General features: G+C 69.3%; 15 protein-coding genes and 3 pseudogenes. All 18 read right to left on the bottom strand.

Features of this window, described 5'->3' with window-relative positions:
* Positions 1-160 precede the first annotated feature (160 nt).
* Positions 161-1,033: pseudogene (locus M3B11_RS13410) on the bottom strand (recombinase family protein); the annotation flags it as partial.
* Between the two features lie 166 nt (positions 1,034-1,199).
* Positions 1,200-1,400: a hypothetical protein gene (locus M3B11_RS10325; protein WP_026077257.1), complete on the bottom strand. Its 201-nt coding sequence runs from the start codon at positions 1,398-1,400 to the stop codon at positions 1,200-1,202.
* 6 nt (positions 1,401-1,406) lie between these two features.
* The gene (locus M3B11_RS10320; protein ID WP_259877374.1) at positions 1,407-2,012 is read right to left on the bottom strand and encodes a hypothetical protein; all 606 of its coding nucleotides are present in this window, start codon (positions 2,010-2,012) and stop codon (positions 1,407-1,409) included.
* 15 nt (positions 2,013-2,027) lie between these two features.
* Positions 2,028-2,507, bottom strand: coding sequence for a hypothetical protein (locus M3B11_RS10315; protein WP_019157673.1), 480 nt, complete (start codon positions 2,505-2,507; stop codon positions 2,028-2,030).
* 94 nt (positions 2,508-2,601) lie between these two features.
* Positions 2,602-3,921: pseudogene (locus M3B11_RS10310) on the bottom strand (type IV secretory system conjugative DNA transfer family protein); the annotation flags it as partial.
* Positions 3,913-4,270: pseudogene (locus M3B11_RS10305) on the bottom strand (ParB N-terminal domain-containing protein); the annotation flags it as partial. The pseudogenes M3B11_RS10305 and M3B11_RS10310, both read right to left, overlap by 9 nt.
* Entirely contained in the window at positions 4,267-5,145 is an 879-nt protein-coding gene (locus M3B11_RS10300) for a hypothetical protein (protein ID WP_073117035.1), read from the bottom strand. The pseudogene M3B11_RS10305 and the gene M3B11_RS10300, both read right to left, overlap by 4 nt.
* A 100-nt stretch (positions 5,146-5,245) precedes the next feature.
* Positions 5,246-5,656, bottom strand: coding sequence for a hypothetical protein (locus M3B11_RS10295; protein WP_073117036.1), 411 nt, complete (start codon positions 5,654-5,656; stop codon positions 5,246-5,248).
* The gene (locus M3B11_RS10290) at positions 5,653-6,432 is read right to left on the bottom strand and encodes a DUF2637 domain-containing protein (RefSeq protein ID WP_259877373.1); all 780 of its coding nucleotides are present in this window, start codon (positions 6,430-6,432) and stop codon (positions 5,653-5,655) included. The genes M3B11_RS10295 and M3B11_RS10290 overlap by 4 nt, the downstream gene beginning before the upstream one ends.
* Positions 6,432-7,364, bottom strand: coding sequence for a bifunctional DNA primase/polymerase (locus M3B11_RS10285; RefSeq protein ID WP_081374425.1), 933 nt, complete (start codon positions 7,362-7,364; stop codon positions 6,432-6,434). The genes M3B11_RS10290 and M3B11_RS10285 overlap by 1 nt, the downstream gene beginning before the upstream one ends.
* Positions 7,364-8,449, bottom strand: coding sequence for an ImmA/IrrE family metallo-endopeptidase (locus tag M3B11_RS10280; protein WP_259877372.1), 1,086 nt, complete (start codon positions 8,447-8,449; stop codon positions 7,364-7,366). The genes M3B11_RS10285 and M3B11_RS10280 overlap by 1 nt, the downstream gene beginning before the upstream one ends.
* Before the next feature lie 254 nt (positions 8,450-8,703).
* Positions 8,704-9,615, bottom strand: a complete 912-nt coding sequence (locus tag M3B11_RS10275) for a helix-turn-helix transcriptional regulator (protein ID WP_311197809.1) — start codon at positions 9,613-9,615, stop codon at positions 8,704-8,706.
* A 210-nt stretch (positions 9,616-9,825) separates the two neighbouring features.
* Positions 9,826-10,161: a metal-sensitive transcriptional regulator gene (locus tag M3B11_RS10270; RefSeq protein ID WP_259877371.1), complete on the bottom strand. Its 336-nt coding sequence runs from the start codon at positions 10,159-10,161 to the stop codon at positions 9,826-9,828.
* Between the two features lie 33 nt (positions 10,162-10,194).
* The gene (locus M3B11_RS10265) at positions 10,195-12,384 is read right to left on the bottom strand and encodes a heavy metal translocating P-type ATPase (RefSeq protein WP_396121558.1); all 2,190 of its coding nucleotides are present in this window, start codon (positions 12,382-12,384) and stop codon (positions 10,195-10,197) included.
* Positions 12,385-12,432: 48 nt separating this feature from the next.
* Positions 12,433-13,005, bottom strand: a complete 573-nt coding sequence (locus tag M3B11_RS10260; protein WP_175406850.1) for a YdhK family protein — start codon at positions 13,003-13,005, stop codon at positions 12,433-12,435.
* An 89-nt stretch (positions 13,006-13,094) separates the two neighbouring features.
* Positions 13,095-13,370, bottom strand: coding sequence for a YHS domain-containing protein (locus M3B11_RS10255; RefSeq protein WP_094452372.1), 276 nt, complete (start codon positions 13,368-13,370; stop codon positions 13,095-13,097).
* Between the two features lie 41 nt (positions 13,371-13,411).
* A complete protein-coding gene (locus tag M3B11_RS10250) occupies positions 13,412-15,742 on the bottom strand; it encodes a cation-translocating P-type ATPase (protein ID WP_259877370.1) in 2,331 nt (776 codons plus the stop codon).
* Complete coding sequence (locus tag M3B11_RS10245) at positions 15,726-16,538, bottom strand: heavy-metal-associated domain-containing protein (RefSeq protein WP_311197804.1); 813 nt, start codon at positions 16,536-16,538, stop codon at positions 15,726-15,728. Before M3B11_RS10245 ends, M3B11_RS10250 begins: the two co-directional genes overlap by 17 nt.
* Positions 16,539-16,731: the final 193 nt, after the last annotated feature.

Genomic DNA, 16,731 nt, shown 5'->3' with positions numbered 1-16,731 from the left:
GGTTGCGGGGACGCTCGAATATGAGCCTGTTCCCGCAGGCGCAGTAGAGCGTGCCTTTGAGGTAGTGGTCGTACTTCTGGGGCTTGTCGCCGACGACGTGATTCTGCCGCAGGATGGTCTGCACCTGCTCGAACGTCTCCGGCGTGACGAGCGGGTCATGTGTGCCGGGGTAGGTCACGTCACGGAAGGTGACGATGCCCTGGTAGTAGGGGTTCGTGAGGACTTTGTGCAGCGCGGTCGAGGTGAGCGGCTTCGCGGGGAACGACGGCGTGGGCCGGGTGGTGAGGCCGCGGGTCTCCAGCTCGCGGGCGAGCTTCGAGAGTGACCAATTGCCGGTGGCGTAGGCGGTGAACGCGAACCGGATCAGCTCGGCCCGGTCGGGGTCGAGTTCCACGTCGCGGACCTCGTGCCCGTTCGCGTCGGTGGTGCGGATGTTGAGGTAGCCGATGGGTGCCTTGTGCGGGGTGCCGCCGATCGTGGCTTTCTGCACGAGCCCCTTGGTGACCTCCTGGGCGAGGTTCAGGCTGTAGAACTCGGCGATCGAGGCCATGATGCCGTGCATCAGCATCCCGGACGGGGTCTCGTCGATGTTCTCCATGACGGACACGAGCGTGACCCCGGCCTGGCGGAGGGTGGCGTGGATGATCGCGTCATCGAGCCGGTTCCTCGCGATGCGGTCGACTTTGTTGATGATGCAGTACCTGACGGGGTGCTCGGCGAGGTAGTCCAGCATCTCCTGGAGCGCTTTGCGGCGGGCGGTCTTGCCGGACTCGCCGGGCTCGATGAACTCCGCGACGATGACGGCGTTCAGTTGGTCGGCCTTGCGCTGCGCGGCGTCGCGCTGCGCGGGGATGGAGAGGCCTTCTTCGAGACCGTTGCGGGTGGCCTGGTCCTTGGTGGAGACCCGCAGGTAGGAGATCGCGGGCACCTTCCCATCAGGAAGGGCCGTCGCCTCGTGGGAGGGTTTCGGGCCGGTGGCGAGTGTGCGCAGGGCGCTTAGGTCGAGGCCGGCGGGGAGGTCGATGAGCGTCATGGTCGTGACTGCCTTTCGGGCTCTCACCCAGTCCCCAGCGATGGGGTTGGGTGCGGGCGCCGACTGGCGGTCACGACACAGATGGGGAGGCCTGCCGAACCGCGACGGGCTCGGGCAACAGATGGGTTAGCCGGTAGCGCCCTGGGGTGGACGTACAACAGGGATTCTACCGTTCGCTGGCCAGCAGCGCCCGGAACTGGTCTCCGGCCTGACCGACCGTGCTGCCGGTGCCGGCCTCGCGCAGGGCGACGCGGATGAGGACTTCGGCGATCTTCTCGGTGTCGATCTGCTCCCGCCTCGTGAACGTGACCCGCAACCGCCGGTCCGATGATGGGCGTTGGGTCTTGCGCTGATAGTTCCGCACCATCGCCACTCACCCGCCTTCGGAATCTCTACCCATGTCGGTGTCGAGGTCGGCGTCGTCGAGGCGGGCGAAGAAGGCGTCTTCGGCGGCTTTGCGGCGGGCGACCTGTTCGATCACGAAGGCCACGAAGTCCTCGCGCCGGTTCGTGATGGGGATGTCTTCGACCGGTGGGGCCGGGGGCTCGCCGGGCCAGGCGGTCTGCCGGTCGGGGCGGTCGCGATCCAGGCGGGTGCCGGAGGCGGCGACCCAGTCGCGCAGCCGCTGCCGGGCGGCGGCGAAGTCGCGGTGCCACCCGATCGCGGCCGAGGCGTCCTGTTCCGGATCGTACGCGGTGAGCCAGTGCAGGTGCAGCGCGGAAAGCTCCCACTTCAGCGCCGGATGCCGGTGCCACAACGGCGGGATCACCGATGCGGGCAGCGCGTACTCTCTCCTGACCCACTCGACCCAAAGGTTGAGGGCGAGCCATTCCTGCTCCAGGTCGTGCGCGAGCAGCAGGTTCCAGTTCACCGGCCGCGGCGGCCCCGGCACATCATCGTCGGGGCCGACCGGACCGAAGTCCTCGTCGTCCCACTCCTCCGGTTCGGGGCGGTCGGGCGGGGTGGTGGTGTCGTTCATCGCGTCCGCCACCGTTCACATGGCCCGTGAGGGCTGCTCGTGGGCGGGCTGTCCCTGCTCGGGCGGCTCGAACCCGCCCTGACGCTGCGGCTGCTGCGGGTTCGGGGACCCCATCTGCGACAACCGGCGCGGCGTGCCAATCTCGATGTTCATCCGGGCGGCGTCGGGGCCGAACCGGTTGGCGATGAACTCCTTGCTCTCCACCCCGGTGTTCGGGTTCGTGCTGGTTTCGAGGCGGCCGTGCGCGATGAACCAGTCCTGCTTGGACAGCATCTCGCCACCGCTCTTCGCGGCGCCGCGGAACGCGACGACATCGTGGAAGGTGGTCGGCAGCTTGGTGCGCGACCCGTCCGGGCCGTACTCGTAGTGCTCCTGCCCCGCCTTGAAGTACAGGCGCGGCTTGCCGTCATGCCAGGTCAGCTGCGGTTCGGAGGCGACGAACCCGTAGAACGCCTGACCGATCTCCGGGTCGACGTCTGGTTTCTGCTCGCTCATCGTGTGCTCCTGCTCTGCTCATGCCGCCCGCTCGTCGTCGGGGCTGCTCGTGGCAGACAGGTGCACCCGACCACCCCAGGCCCGCCGGCGTCGTCTACTCGCGGTGGGCGTTGTGCAGGAGCTGTTCGACCTCGGCTCGATCCGACTGGATCTGTTTGCCGTCGGGGCGGGCGGGCCAGGCCCGCAGGTCGGTGATGATCGGGGGCGCCGACCGCAGCAGGGTCACCGCGGTGCCGAACGGCAGGCGTCGGATGTGATCGGGCGGCAGGATCGCGACCCGCCGCACGCTGCGCTGGTTGGAGCGGGAGCCGTGGTCGCCGACGGTGGTGGTGTCAGTGAGCTCGTCGCGTTCCCCGATGAGCGTGGAGAGGTCCTGGAGGTCGCGGCTGTTGGAGGCGCCGCCGAGGATGATTTTCACGATGGACGCATCCCAGATCGCGCCGGCCTGGTGCTCGTTCCACTTGTCCCGCGCCTGCGCCAGGGACTGGAGCACGGCGAGGGTGGTGATGCCGGTGCCACCGCCCTCGGCCATCAACGTCGGCAGGCTGGGAAGAGGCGCCAGGTTCCCGATCTCATCCAGGCACAACAGCAGCGGCGGGTCCAACCGGGCACCCGTCGAGCGGGCGGCCATGCGACGGGCGGTCTCCACGAGGTCTTCGACCAGCGCGGCGACGAGTGCGGCGCTGTTCCCGGCGCCGGCGCCGGTGGCGAGGAGGAACAGGGTGCCGCGCTTACGGATGAATGCCTCGGGGTCGAACTCTTCACCCTCGGCGGGTGAGACCGCATCGAGCACCCTTGGATCGGCCAGCGCCGCGAGAGAGAGGCTGACGCCTTGCCAGATCGAGTCGCGGGTGCGCGGGTCGGCGTCGATCATCGACGCGAGCGAGTCCGCCCATCCGGTCGCGGCGTCGGGGTGGTTGGTGAGGATCGCGACCGCATCTGCCGCCGAGGTGGGGTCGAGGGTCCACCGGAACAGCTCAGACGGTGAGCGGCCGTCGAGGGCGGCGGCGTGCAGTAGCGCTTGCAGCGCGGCGCGGGTCTTGCCTTCCCAGAAGTCACCCCCTTCGACCCCGCCCGCGGACAAGCCGGTGGCAGAGGCCAGGCCGGCGGCGCGGATCATCGCGGTCTGCGGGGACTCGCAGCCCCGGATCGGTGACCACCGCATCCCCGCCGGCAGACCCTCGGCGAGATGCTGCGGGTCGAACACCGCCACCGGGCCGATGCGCTTGCGGGCGCGCAGGAAGGCGGTGACGTTATCCGGCCTGGTGCTGGTGGTGACGACGGCGCCGGGTGCGTCGAGGATCGCGGGGATGATCAGGTGCAGGCCCTTGCCGGAGCGGGGCGGGCCGATCAGCAGGATCGAGTCCTCCACGCTCGCCCACACCTCGTGGCGGTGCGCGGTGCCGAGCCTGACGCGCCGCATCCTCAGCGAGGAGGGTCTTGAGCTCCCGGTAGAGGGACGCTGCTTCCAGTGGGGTGAGGTCTTTGTGCAGGAGGTTGTCGTCCTGCTCTGCGAGGAGATGCCCGAGCCGGTTCGAGATTCCTTGCCGCACCCACACGTTCACGGTCCGCCAGCCGAGCTGCTGGATCGCGGCGAGCCGGCGCCGGCCGCACACGAGCACCCCGTCCGGGGTGATCGTCGGGGGCTGGAGCAGGCCGTCGCGGGCGATGGACGCGGCCAGAGCGTCGATATCGCCCAGGTCGGTACGGTGCCGGTTCCCGACCCTGATCGACGACACGGCCCGTTCCAGCTCGATACTCATCGCCGGCCCCCATTCCGGGGTGCCGCCAGCGACACGGTGAGCACGAGGTCGTCGTCGTGCAGCAGCACCGGCAGCGTCTCACCGATCAGCAACCGCAGCAGGATGCCCCGTCCCGCCGAGGTGGCTGCGACCCCGGGGGCGGGGTTGCCGAGCAGTGCCCGCAGCAGCGCCGTCCACGAGGAGCCGGGCAGATCGAGCAGGGCGCGGGAGTGCTGGTCGCGGCGCAGCACCTCGAACGCCGACTGCCGCGACCCGGTACGGGCGAGGGCGTGGCAGACATGCTCGACCGCGGCGCGGGCCGTCTGGGCCGGCCAGCCGAGGACGGTGACGAACGCGATCGCGTCCTCCACCGCACCAGACGCCGACGTGACCACCCCCGCCGGCTCCACCACCTCCCGCTCATCTTGGCCCTCGTGCTCGTCGTCGGGGTGGGGGTCGGTGATGTGGAACGCGGGATGGTAGTCATCCAGCGGGTTGTCCCGGTCGGAGAGGCGTTCGGCGTCGTGGAAGACCGAGTAGTGCGGGCGGCGCGCCTGATGCGTCGAGCACAGCAGGCCTTGGGCGCGCTCCTCGGCGATGCAGGTGATCCGCACCGCGTGGGTGACCACGCCCCACGGGTCATCGGCCTCGCGCGCGGAACGGGTGCGCATCACATCGAACGCGGCACCCGCCGCCTCCCACGGATCAAGACCGTGCTTACGCGCCAGAGCGGCGTACTTGTCGGCCGCGTACTGCATCAGCTTCGCGGCGGTCGGATCGGTGCGCCACGCTCCCGGCCCTTCCTCGTGCAGCCGGGTCAGCAGGGCGCGCAGTCCCTCGCCGGTCGTGTAGTCCTCGCCGCCCGGGCCGGCGGCGGTCGTTGTGTGCGGGATCATCTCGGCACCTCCTGCCAGGCAGGTGCACGCCGGCTCCCACGAACTGCGGGGCGGTCAGGGAAAGAACGTCGGATCGTAGACATGACGGCTCACCCCTGGGTCACTTCCTGCCCAGACCCGGCGCCTCGGGCGCGGGCTCCTCGCGGCCGAACGCCGAGACCGGCGGCAGCCGCCTCGCGCCCGCGGCGATCTGCCGACCGACATACTTGGCGCTGACCGCGATGCCGTGCCGGGTCCCACGAGCGAGCTTGGCGTCCAGGTCGATGCCACGCCGCGACACATAGCCGCTGCCACGGGAGAGCAGGTCGGAGGCGCGCACCCAGTCCACCCCGCGCGTCGGCCTCTCCACGTCCACGCCCTCCGTGGGTTGCTTCTCGCGGTCGACGTCGGCGGCCTGGATCGCCTCGGGCGCCATCCCCGCCGACGGATCAGGCCGCTCCGGCCCTGCCGCCTCGGATGGTGGCGGCTGCTCGGGCGACTGCTGGTCGTGCGGGTGCTGTTCGGTGTTCATGACGGTTCCTCCTCGGAATGTTCAGGTGGGGTGCCGGCCTCCTGCGGGCCGGACGACTCAGACACCTCGGCCTCGGGCCGTCGGGGAAACCAGCGGCCCACAGTCGAGGGGTGCACATCGAGTTCGCGGGCGATCTGCTTGTTCGACCAGCCCGCCTCCCGCAGCCGCGCCGCCCGCTCCCGCCGATCAGCACCAACCCCCGTCGGAGCCGACTCGTGGGACTCGGGCGTCGTGGGCGCGGTCGGGCCTACTTCGTCCTCGTGCTGCGGTGAGGGATCGTCGGGCTCCGTCGCCGAGCGCGGGGCCGGGGTATCGGGCGCGGTGCCTGCCGGCAGAGCCGGCAGAGGCTCCTCGGTCTGCGGCGGTGTAGTCGTGGTGCGGGTGGAGCGGATGAGCACGACGGTCAGATGGGTGGACGCGAGCAGCACCAGTGGCGGGACGGCGGCGACGGTCGCGGCGAGCAGGCCCGGCGCGGACGCCTCGGCGGTGACCAGGGCGTGAGCGGCGTTCGCGATCACCGAGACAAGTGCGCCGCCGATGAGCAGCGCCCACGGATACCAGGCCGCCCGGTGCCCATCGAGAGCGACCACGGCAACGGTCGCGACCACGATCAGCCCATCGACCAGCAGCGGCCAGATCCACGCCTGCCCGCCCCCGATCCCGGAACGCACGGCGAGGTCGGCCAGCGCCGTGAACGACAGCCAGAACGCGCCTGCCCCGATGAGCACGGTTCCCGACGCGGCCGTGACCACCGCCCACCCGCGCCACCGCTCCATCACAGCCCCCTCGCCGGCGCAAGCCGCTGCTCCTGAGATGCGCCGACGGTGGCGCGCGCAGGCCCGCCGAGGGGCGCTCTGTTCCCACGGACTGAGGGCGGATCGCCGTGGATGCGTTTGTAGCCGGAGGTGACGGTGCGGGTGATCTCCCGCTGCCCGAAGTCGGGCTGCTCGACCGTGAGCATCGCGTCCAGCGCATCCCGATAGGGCACGCCTTCCTCGGCGAGGACGCAGCTCGCCCAGAACAGCTTCCGGTTCCGGTCGGTGCGCTCTCCGCCCAGCCAGTTCGCGAGCTTCTGCGGATCGGTCCGCCCCTGCCCGCGCACCCGAGGCAGGAATCGGCGCGGCGGTCTGGGCGGTTCGAGAAAACGCCGCAGCCGTCCCGCCTCCAGCGGGTGTGCAGGCTCGGTGCCGAGCCCGGTGATCCGGTAGGGCACCATCTCGCCGTCGATCACCCGCAGCGAGGGTGGGGCGACGATGTAGCCGCCGTCGCCGCGGAAGTCGATCCCCGCATCCCCGGCCTGCCACGACCGCTGCTCCATCTCGTCGGCGGCTGGGTAGTAGAGGTGCAGGCCACCCGTGGGCGAGCGCACCAGAAACTCCCACCCGCTCACGAGCCCGGCGCGGTCTGCGCGGTTCAGGGCGTCGTAGCCGTTCGTGCCGTGCACGTCCACATCCACCACCGACAGGCCCGAGACTCGGCCGGTGGGTATCCCGATGTTCGCGTGTGGCGAACTACGCCACCACGCCTCCACCTGGCGCAGGTTCGTCGTCGCATCCCGGAAGCCCCGGCCGTGGCGGATCAGCGGCACCTTGTCGCGCGGCGCGACCGGGAACACCGGCACCCCAGCGACCGCAAGCTCACGGGCCGCGTGCGGGAGTGGCTGCTCGGTGGCGTTGAGGAAGATCGCCGACAGGTCACGGGCAGCCATCACAGCCCCCGCTCTGGTGTCGCGAGCTCAGGCTGAGGCTCCTCGGGCTCGCGTGTTCGTGACGCGGTGCGGGGGCGCTCGCGCTGCGCCTGCTGCTGGGGTGCGTCTCGGGTGAGGCCGGGCGGGATGCCATTGCTCACCTGCTCCGTGTCGAGCCGGTCGAGCACATCGAGAGCGGTCTTCCGTATCCGCTCCCCGGCGGCCTGCACCACCTCGACCGGGTTCTTCCCATCCACGGCCGCCGCCCAGCCCGCGACGTACGGGATCGTGTACTCGCTGGTGTCCATCCCGTGAGCGGCGCCGATCATCAGCGCGACGCTATCGGCCTCGACCTCCCCGATCCCGCGATGCTGCCGGGCCTCCTGCTGATCAGGGCCGTGCATCAGGACATGGGCGAGCTCGTGGGCGAGGGTCTTCACCTGCGCGGCGTCGTCCATGTTCGTGCGCACCGCGACCCAGTTCTCGGTGAAGTTCGTGCGCCCGTTCGCGCCGCCGATCATGCCCTCGTGCGGCACCCACAGCAGCTCGAACCCCTCCGCTCGCACCTGATCGGCCAGGCCGTCACGGAGCCCTGCCGGGGCTTCGCCTTTGAGCAGCTGAGGCTCGGGTCGTGCGGGGATCGGTTCACCGCTGGTCTGGGAGACATCCCAGACGTAGGCCGGTCGCACTCCGACCATCCGGGTGCGCACTGTTTCTCCCGGCTTCGGCTTCTCACCTCGGTTCAGCCGCCGCCACGACATTGCGTCGGCGAGGTTCGCGGAGGCGAATCTGCCCGTCACTGGTGCGAGAATCTGATACCCAGCCTGGCCTTTCTCGACCTGTCGGCCGAGTTGCTGCCACTGCTTGTATCCGGCGACCAGGGTGGGGAAAGGTTCAGGCACTCGGCCCTGTTCGAACGCCTCCATATGAGCCGTCCAGATCAGCAGGACGTTGTTGAACGACCGCGACCGGAACCGCGCCGCGAATCGGAGCGCGTCGGCCCAGTTCTCGCCGGTGACGAGCCGCTCGACCGCGCCGGTGAGCTTGTCGTGGAGCTCGTCGAGCTTCGCCTCCCGCGCTTGGCGGGTTTCCTCCCTCGTCGCCATCGTCGGCCTCCTCCCGAGTGGCCAGCCGCACGAGGGGCTGCTGGCCTTGCACCAGCGAGGTGAGCCAGGAGCTTCCGGCGAGTCAGACGGTCAGCGAACAGCGAAGTCGGTAGGTTGGCCGTCAGGAACGCGGAGGCACCTGACGTAGGACATACCGGCTTACCCACGGGCCGCGCCGGGGAGAAGGAGAAGCCGTCCTGACCGGGATTTTCCCGGCCGATCTGTCCGCTTCCCGAAACGCGGAGATCGGGTGCTCAGGGCATGTCGGCGACGACCGGCCGCATGTCGCGGTACCGGCTCGGCGTCACGCCAGTGTGTGCGGTGAACGCCTCGATCGCACGCGACCGGCTACGCCACCCGACTCGCTGCCCAGCCGCCGCGACGGTGACGTTCGTCTCCCGCAGGAGGCGCGCCATCTCCTGCACGCGCAGCATCGTCAGATAGGCGGTCGGGGTCTTACCGAACGCGGCAGTGAACACGCGGGCGAGCTGCTTCGGGGAGAGCTGCACCAGCTCGGCCAGCTCTGTCAATGTCCACGGGTAGGCGACATCACGATGGAGCGCATCGCGCACGAGCATCGCCTCGCGGCGTAACGGTCCAAGCGCTCGCTCATGAGAAGAGACCGGGCGGGAGCGGGCACGCTGCAACCTGGTCAGCCGAACCGGCGAGATGCGGACATACGGGGCGATGACGTCCACGATCGCGAACCAGAGCGACTGCAACCGGGGGAAGCGTTCATGGAACTGGTCTTCGGTGCTGAGGGCGACCAGCTCATCGAGCCACGGCAGCATCAGGCCCGCCCGGTCGCGGCCCAGATGCAGCACTTGGGCCGGTTCGGAATAGGCCTTCTCGGCGAAGCCCTGCGCGTCCAGTCGATCGTGCAGGATCGTGGAGTATTGCCAGAAGAACTGATCCAACGCGAGATCGGTGTCGATGTAGATCGTCGTGACAGTCAGCTGCCCCTCCGGTTCGATCCCGCACAGCACGTGGGGTCCGAGGAGGATCGCGTCGCCGAAGCTGACCGGCTGCTCACCGAACTCGGAGAACACGATCGCCGTGCCATCGCGCACGACGACGAGTTGCACGCAGTCATATGCGGCAGGCCCGATGGGGCGATGAACGGTGCGGGTGCGGGCAGACAAGGGTGGGGAGAGTCGTGCGGTCACTCATTGCTGCTGTCTGACTCAGGGATCGACCGCAGCTGAATGCGGATCGTTCGAGAGGCGCCTCACGGCAACTCTTGCTGACTGCCGGCGGATCGGATGGTGAGTGCCCAACGGACAGCCTGGCAGCATCGGCGCACGGTGAGCTCGGCCTCGAAGGATCGGGCTATGGCCGAGGTCATGCGGGTAAGGAGTCGCATCGGTTTCCTTCCTTCAGGTGGACTTGATCAGTCGGGCGATGGCTTGGGATGCCTCATCGATCTTGTGATCGGCTGCGGTCTCACCGTTCCGGATGGCGCCGGTGACGCAGTGCCTGAGATGGTCATCGAGGAGACCGATCGCGACGTTCTCCAGTGCAGAGGTGATCGCACTTACTTGGGTGAGGATGTCAATGCAGTAGGCGTCCTCATCGATCATGCGGTGGATGCCGCGGGTCTGCCCCTCGATGCGCCTGAGGCGAGCGAGGTAGCGGGCCTTGTCGCTGATGTAGCCGCGGTCGGCCGCGCTCTCGGAAGCGTGACCGGAAGGAAGGGACAGGGTGCTCATCATCGGTCTCCTCATGGACGATAGGGACGTTCCGGATCACTCGGAGCGGTTGAGTAGCCGCCGCGCGCTGGCCGCGGGATCGAGGTTCAGGCGCCGGAGCAACTGCGCGTTGAGCGCGACGACGACGGTCGAGGCCGACATCAGGATCGCGCCGATGCTCATCGGCAGCACAAACCCGATCGGCGCGAGAATGCCCGCCGCGAGTGGCACGGAGATCAGGTTGTACCCTGCGGCCCACCACAGGTTTTGCTTCATCTTTCGGTAGCTGGCGCGGGAGAGTTCGAACACCGACAGCACTGAGCGCGGATCGGAGGAGGCGAGGATCACGCCTGCGGAACCGATGGCGACGTCGGTGCCTGCGCCGATGGCGATGCCGACGTCGGCCTGGGCCAATGCGGGGGCATCGTTCACGCCGTCGCCGACCATCGCGACCTTGCGGCCCTCGTCTTGGAGTTCCTTGACTTTCGCGGCCTTGTCCTCGGGGCGCACGCCCGCGAAGACCCGATCAATGCCGAGATCCCTGGCTACGGTGTCGGCGACGGCCTGCGCGTCGCCGGTGATCATTACGACCTGAGCACCGGCGGAGTGTAGGGCGTCGACGGCGTCGCGGGACTCGGGACGGATCTCATCGGCGAGCCGCAGCGCGCCGATCACGTCGCCGTCGGCGAGGACGTGGAGGATGATCGCGCCCTCCTCCCGCCACTGGTCGGCCACCGGCAGCTCATCTCGGTTCTGCTGGTCGAGCAGGTAGGGGCCCCCGACCTCAATGACGGCGCCATCGACGGTGGCCTTGACTCCCACGGCCGGGGACGAGGAGAAGTCCGAGGCTTTCGGCACCTGGATTCTTTTGGATCTGGCGGCTCCGGTGATGGCGCGGGCCAGCGGGTGTTCGCTATCGGCTTCGGCCGCCGCAGCCAGGGCGAGCACGTCGTCTTCGTCACGTCCTTCGATGGGATCGATCGCGGTGACGGTGGGTTCTCCCTTGGTGAGGGTGCCGGTTTTATCGAACAGCACGGCGTCGACGGTGCGCATGGACTCGAGTGCGAGCCGGTCCTTGATGAGTACCCCGCCTCGGGCGGCGCGCTCGGTCGCGATCGAGACGACCAGCGGGATCGCGAGGCCCAGGGCGTGTGGGCAGGCGATGACCAGTACGGTGATGGTGCGCACCACCGCGGCGTCGGGCATTCCCAGCAGCGTCCATGCGAGCGCGGTGATCACTGCGGCTCCCAGGGCGAACCAGAACAGCCAGGCCGCCGCGGTGTCGGCGATGCGCTGGGCGCGGGAGGAGGAGGCCTGGGCGTCGGTGACGAGCTTCTGGATTCCGGCCAGGGCAGTGTCATCACCAGTGGCGGTGACCTCGACGCGCAGACCGGAGTCGGTCGCCACGGTGCCGGCCACGACGTTCTCGCCGGCCTCGCGGCGCACCGTCTTGGACTCGCCGGTGACCATCGACTCGTCCATGCTGGCGCTGCCGTCGACGATCTTGCCGTCGGCCGGTACGGACGCTCCGGGTCGCACGATGACTACATCGCCGACCCGCAGGTCCGCTGGTGCCACCTTCACAACCTCGTCGCCATCGACCCGCTCCGCCTCGTCGGGCAGGAGAGCTGCGAGGGAATCCAGGGCGGAGGTGGTCTGAGCCAGCGAGCGCATCTCGATCCAGTGACCCAGCAGCATGATGACCACCAGCAGCGCCAGTTCCCACCAGAAGTTCAGCTCATGGTGCAGGATGTGCAGGCTCGCACCCCAGGAAGCGACGAACGCGACCGTGATCGCCAGGGCAATCAGGAGCATCATGCCGGGCTTGCGGGAGCGGATCTCGCTCAGTCCGCCGGTGAGGAAGGGCCAGCCGCCCCAGAAGTAGATGGCGGTGCCGAGGATCGGCGAGACCCACCAAACCCACTCCGCGTCGGGCAGGTGGTAGCCGAGGAGGTGGGCGAACATGTCATTGAACCCAACGACCGGGACCGCGAGAACCAGCATGATCCAGAAGAGCCGGCGGAACTGGCCGACGTGATCACCGTGCCCCTCGTGCCCAGAGTGGCCTCCGTGCCCGCCGTGGTCCGTATGCCCGGCATGGTCGTGACCAGTATGAGTCTCGTGGCCGCCATGCTCGGTATGGGTGCCGTGCCCCTGGTGAGCGTTGTGCTCGTGGTGCTGTGCGTGGCTGTGGTGGCCGGTGTGCTCATCGACCTCGGTGCCGTGGTGGGCGTGCTTCTCGCTCATGTTCTGTCCGTCCCTTTTCTTCGCTCCAGCCCGGATGCTCCTGCGGGGTCAGGAGGCGGGCTGTATCTCGTTTTCCACGACCCATTTGTGGTTCGTCATCTCCATGCCGTCTGCTTCGTAGTCGACGACGTAGACGGTTTCGTCGGTCGAGGACGCGATCGTCGCCGTCGCGCCGTCCATGCCGTCCATGTGATCGGCGGTGACGGTGACCTCGGTGCCATCGGCCAGGCGCTCATCGCCGGGGTTCTGGAGTTCTTCCTGGACGACCCACTTGTGGTCGGTCACCGGTTCACCGCCGCCGACCGGGGTGTAGTCGATCGCGTAGGTGTAGGTGTCGTAGGCGCCGACGATAGTGGCGGTGGCGCCGTCCATGCCCTCCATGTGGTCGGCGGTCAGAGTGACCTCGGTGCCCACGGGGTATTCGGGGTCGACCGCTTCGGTCATGCCCTCGGGCACCGGGCCGCCGTCGGCGGGATGATCCATACCGTCGTGGCCGCCGTGTGCGTCCTCGCTCTGTGACGCCGAGGGCTCCGCGGGTTCGTCTGCGGCGGAGCAGCCGGCCAGGGCGAGGCTGCTGCCGAGAATGCCTGCGGCGATGAGGGTGGTCATGCGCGTGTTCAACGGAGAACTCCTTGCTCATGGGATGCGGGTGGTTCCGTGCCTTCCACCGGGTGCGGGAGGCACGGAACCCGGGTTGTTCTGGTGGTCTCTCAGGCGGCGTTGGCGTACCGGTCGGGGTCGGCGTCGAACAGCGGGCCGCAGGCGGCGCAGCAGAACCAGTACCGCTGGCCGTTGTGGTCGCGGTAGAGACCGGCGGCCTCGGCGTCGGCCTTCACGACCGGGGTGCCGGCCATGACCGGGCACTCGGCCATCTCCGCCTCCGGGGTCTTGGCGACCGCCTCAGCGCTCGGTGCGTGGCCGCCGCAGCAGCCCCCTCCCGAGGTGGCGGAGGTGTCGGTGAGGTTGAGGTTCTCGTGTGCAGTCATCGGATAGGTCCTTTCGTGGTTGGGTGATGACAATTGATGGTTCAGGCGGCGACCGGCTCGCGAGCCGCCGCCGCTCCGGCCGGTGCCGGAGTGGAGGCGTCGTCCGCGCGGGCCTTGAAGGTGCGCAGCCGGAGGCTGTTGGAGACGACGAACACGGACGAGAGCGCCATCGCGGCACCGGCGAGCATCGGGTTCAAGAGCCCGAACGCGGCCAGCGGGATCGCGGCGGTGTTGTAGGCGAAGGCCCAGAACAGGTTCGTCTTGATCGTGCCCAAGGTCTTCCGGGAGAGTCGGATCGCGTCCGCCGCGGCGCGCAGGTCGCCGCGCACCAGGGTGATGTCGGCGGCCTCGATCGCGACGTCGGTGCCGGTGCCCATCGCGAGCCCGAGGTCGGCTTGGGCGAGGGCGGGGGCGTCGTTGACGCCGTCACCGACCATCGCCACCGTCTTCCCCTCGCCTTGGAGGCGGGTGACGACATCGACCTTGTCCTTGGGCAGGACCTCAGCGATGACCTGGGTGATGCCGACCTCGGCGGCAACCTGCTCGGCCACCGCCTGGTTGTCACCGGTCAGCAGCACCGGGGTCAGGCCCAGCTCCGTGAACTGGCGGATCGCCTCAGCCGAGGTCGGCTTGATCTGGTCGGAGACGACCAGCACGCCCCTGGCCTGCCCGTCCCAGCCGACCGCGATCGCGGTCTTGCCCTGCGATTCGGCCTCCTGCTTCGCAGTCCGGAGAGTGTCGTCCAGGTGGATCGACCAGTCCGCCAGCAGCGACTCGCGGCCGGCGACGACGGCGTGGCCATCGACGACGCCCTGCACGCCCTTGCCCTCGATGTTCTCGAACGACTCCGGGGCAGGCAGCTCGCCGACCTCGCTGGTGGCACCGGCGGCGATGGCCTGCGCGATCGGGTGCTCAGAGAAGTCCTCCAGGCCGCCGGCGATGCGCAGCAGCTCACCCCGGTCCACACCCTCGGCGGGAATCGCCTCGGTGAGGGTCATCTTGCCGGTGGTGACGGTGCCGGTCTTGTCCAGCACGATCGTGTCGACCTTCTTGGTCGATTCCAGGACCTCGGGGCCCTTGATGAGCACACCCATCTGCGCGCCCCGGCCCGTGCCGACCAGCAGTGCGGTGGGGGTGGCGAGGCCGAGTGCGCAGGGGCAGGCGATGATCAGCACCGCGACCGCGGCGGTGAACCCGGCCGAGAGCGGGAAGCCCGCACCGATCCAGGCGCCGAGCGCGGCCACGGCGACGGCGATCGCGATGGGCACGAACACCCCGGACACCTTGTCGGCCAGACGCTGGATCTCGGCCTTACCGGACTGGGCGTCCTCGACGAGCTTGGCCATCTGCGCCAGCTGCGTATCCGCACCGACCCGAGTGGCCTTTACGACGAGGCGCCCGCCGGCGTTCACGGTCGCACCGGTCACGGTGTCGCCCTCGGCGACCTCGACGGGCACGGACTCGCCGGTGAGCATGGACGCGTCGATCGCGGAGCTGCCGGAGGTGATGACGCCGTCGGTAGCGATCTTCTCGCCCGGCCGGACGACGAACTCATCATCCACGCTCAGCTCGTCGATGGAGACGCGTTCCTCCTTCCCGTTCCGGAGGACGGAGACTTCCTTCGCACCGAGCTCCAGGAGGGCACGCAGGGCGGCCCCGGCACGGCGCTTGGAGCGCTTCTCGAAGTAGCGGCCGAGCAGGATGAACGTGATCACCCCGGCGGCGACCTCCAGGTAGATGTGCCCGAGCCCGTCGGAGCGGGAGATGGTGAACTCGAACGGGTGGACGACGCCGCGATCGCCCGCGGTGCCGAAGAACAGCGCCACCAGGGACCAGATCATCGCCGCGGTCGTGCCCACGGAGATGAGGGTGTCCATCGTCGCGGCACCGTGTTTGAGGTTCATCCAGGCGGCCTTGTGGAACGGCCAGCCCGCCCACACCACCACGGGTGCTGCCAGCGCGAGGGAAGCGAAGCCCCAGTAGTCGAATTGCAGCGCGGGGATCATCGCCATCGCGATGACCGGTACCGCCAGGACGGCCGAGCCGATGAGGCGCTGCCGCAGGCTGCGCAGCTCGGCATCCTCACGCGACTCGCCCTCGCCGTTACTACCGGACTCGGGAGCTGTTCCCTTCGGGGTGGGCAGATCGGCGCTGTAGCCGGTCTTCTCCACCTCGGCGATGAGCAGCTGCGGGTCATAGTCCGCAGGGGCGGTGACGCTGGCCTTCTCGGTCGCGTAGTTCACGGACGCGGTGACACCGTCGAGCTTGTTGAGCTTCTTCTCGATCCGGTTCGCGCAGGAGGCGCAGGTCATCCCGCCGATCTGCAGCTCGACACTGTTCGTGCTGATGATCGGATCACTCGCCGTGGTCATGGTCTCCTCCTTCCTCATGCCCGCCGCCGTGCTCGCCCTCGGCCCCACCGGTGGTATCGATCACCAGCGGCGCGGTGTGCACCTGCCCGTCGACCTGGAAGTCGAGGTAGAGCAGGTACCGGCCGGGCGTGGGAGCGGTCGCCTCGAACACGATCTGAGGCCCGGAGGTCTCACCGGCCTTCGGTGCATCCCCGTGGGGGTGGACGTGCAGGTAGGCCAGGTCGCCGTCGCGCAGGGCGACCAGGTGGCCGAACGCCCCCAGGTACGGCTCCAGCGCGGTGACCGGTTCCCCTTCACGGGTGACGGTCATGGTCAGCTCCGACGCGGAACCGGCGACCAGATCACCCTCGACCGTGACGTCGAACCCCTCGACCGTGGTCTCGGTGACCGGTTCGGCCGCGGCGGGGTCGTAGTCGCCGGGCACCTGCACGGCCGTTGACAGGGTGATGCCCTCGCCGTGCTCGGCGGGTACGAAGTCGGCGAACACCCGGTAGGTGCCGGCCGCCTCCCACTGCCACGGGATCGACCAGGCGCCATCGGCGCCTCGTTCGGGGTGGATGTGACGGAAATGCGTGCCGTCGGCGCGGACGACGATCAGGTGCAGCTCTTTCTCGTGCTCCAGCTCGTAGTCGGTGACCGGCTTGCCGTCCGGGCCGGTGACCGTCAGCGACAGCTCACCGTCGGCGCTGAGGGCGTCCGGGGCGGTGACGGCGGTGAGCTGGTAGCCGTCCTGCGCGATGCCCAGGCCGAGCGGCCCGGCCCCGGCGTCGTGGCCCTCGTGCCCGGTGCTGTCCATGTCTTCTCCTCCTTCTTCGTGTCCTTGGTGGGTGGTGCTCTCGGTGTCTTCCGCCCAGGCCTGCACCGTGCTCTCCGGGACGACCGTGTTAGCCGGGAACCCGGCCCCCCCGCACCCCCCCCCCCCCCCCCCCCCCCGCCCCGTCTGCAGGCCGCAGCCGGCAGCCACGGTGCCGGTGCCACCTGGGGCTTCA

Origin of the sequence: Brevibacterium sp. p3-SID960, from assembly GCF_025144725.1 — a bacterium.
GTDB lineage: Bacteria > Actinomycetota > Actinomycetes > Actinomycetales > Brevibacteriaceae > Brevibacterium.
Note: the sequence above shows the minus strand (reverse complement) of the source record. Positions and strands in the feature narration are given on the sequence as shown.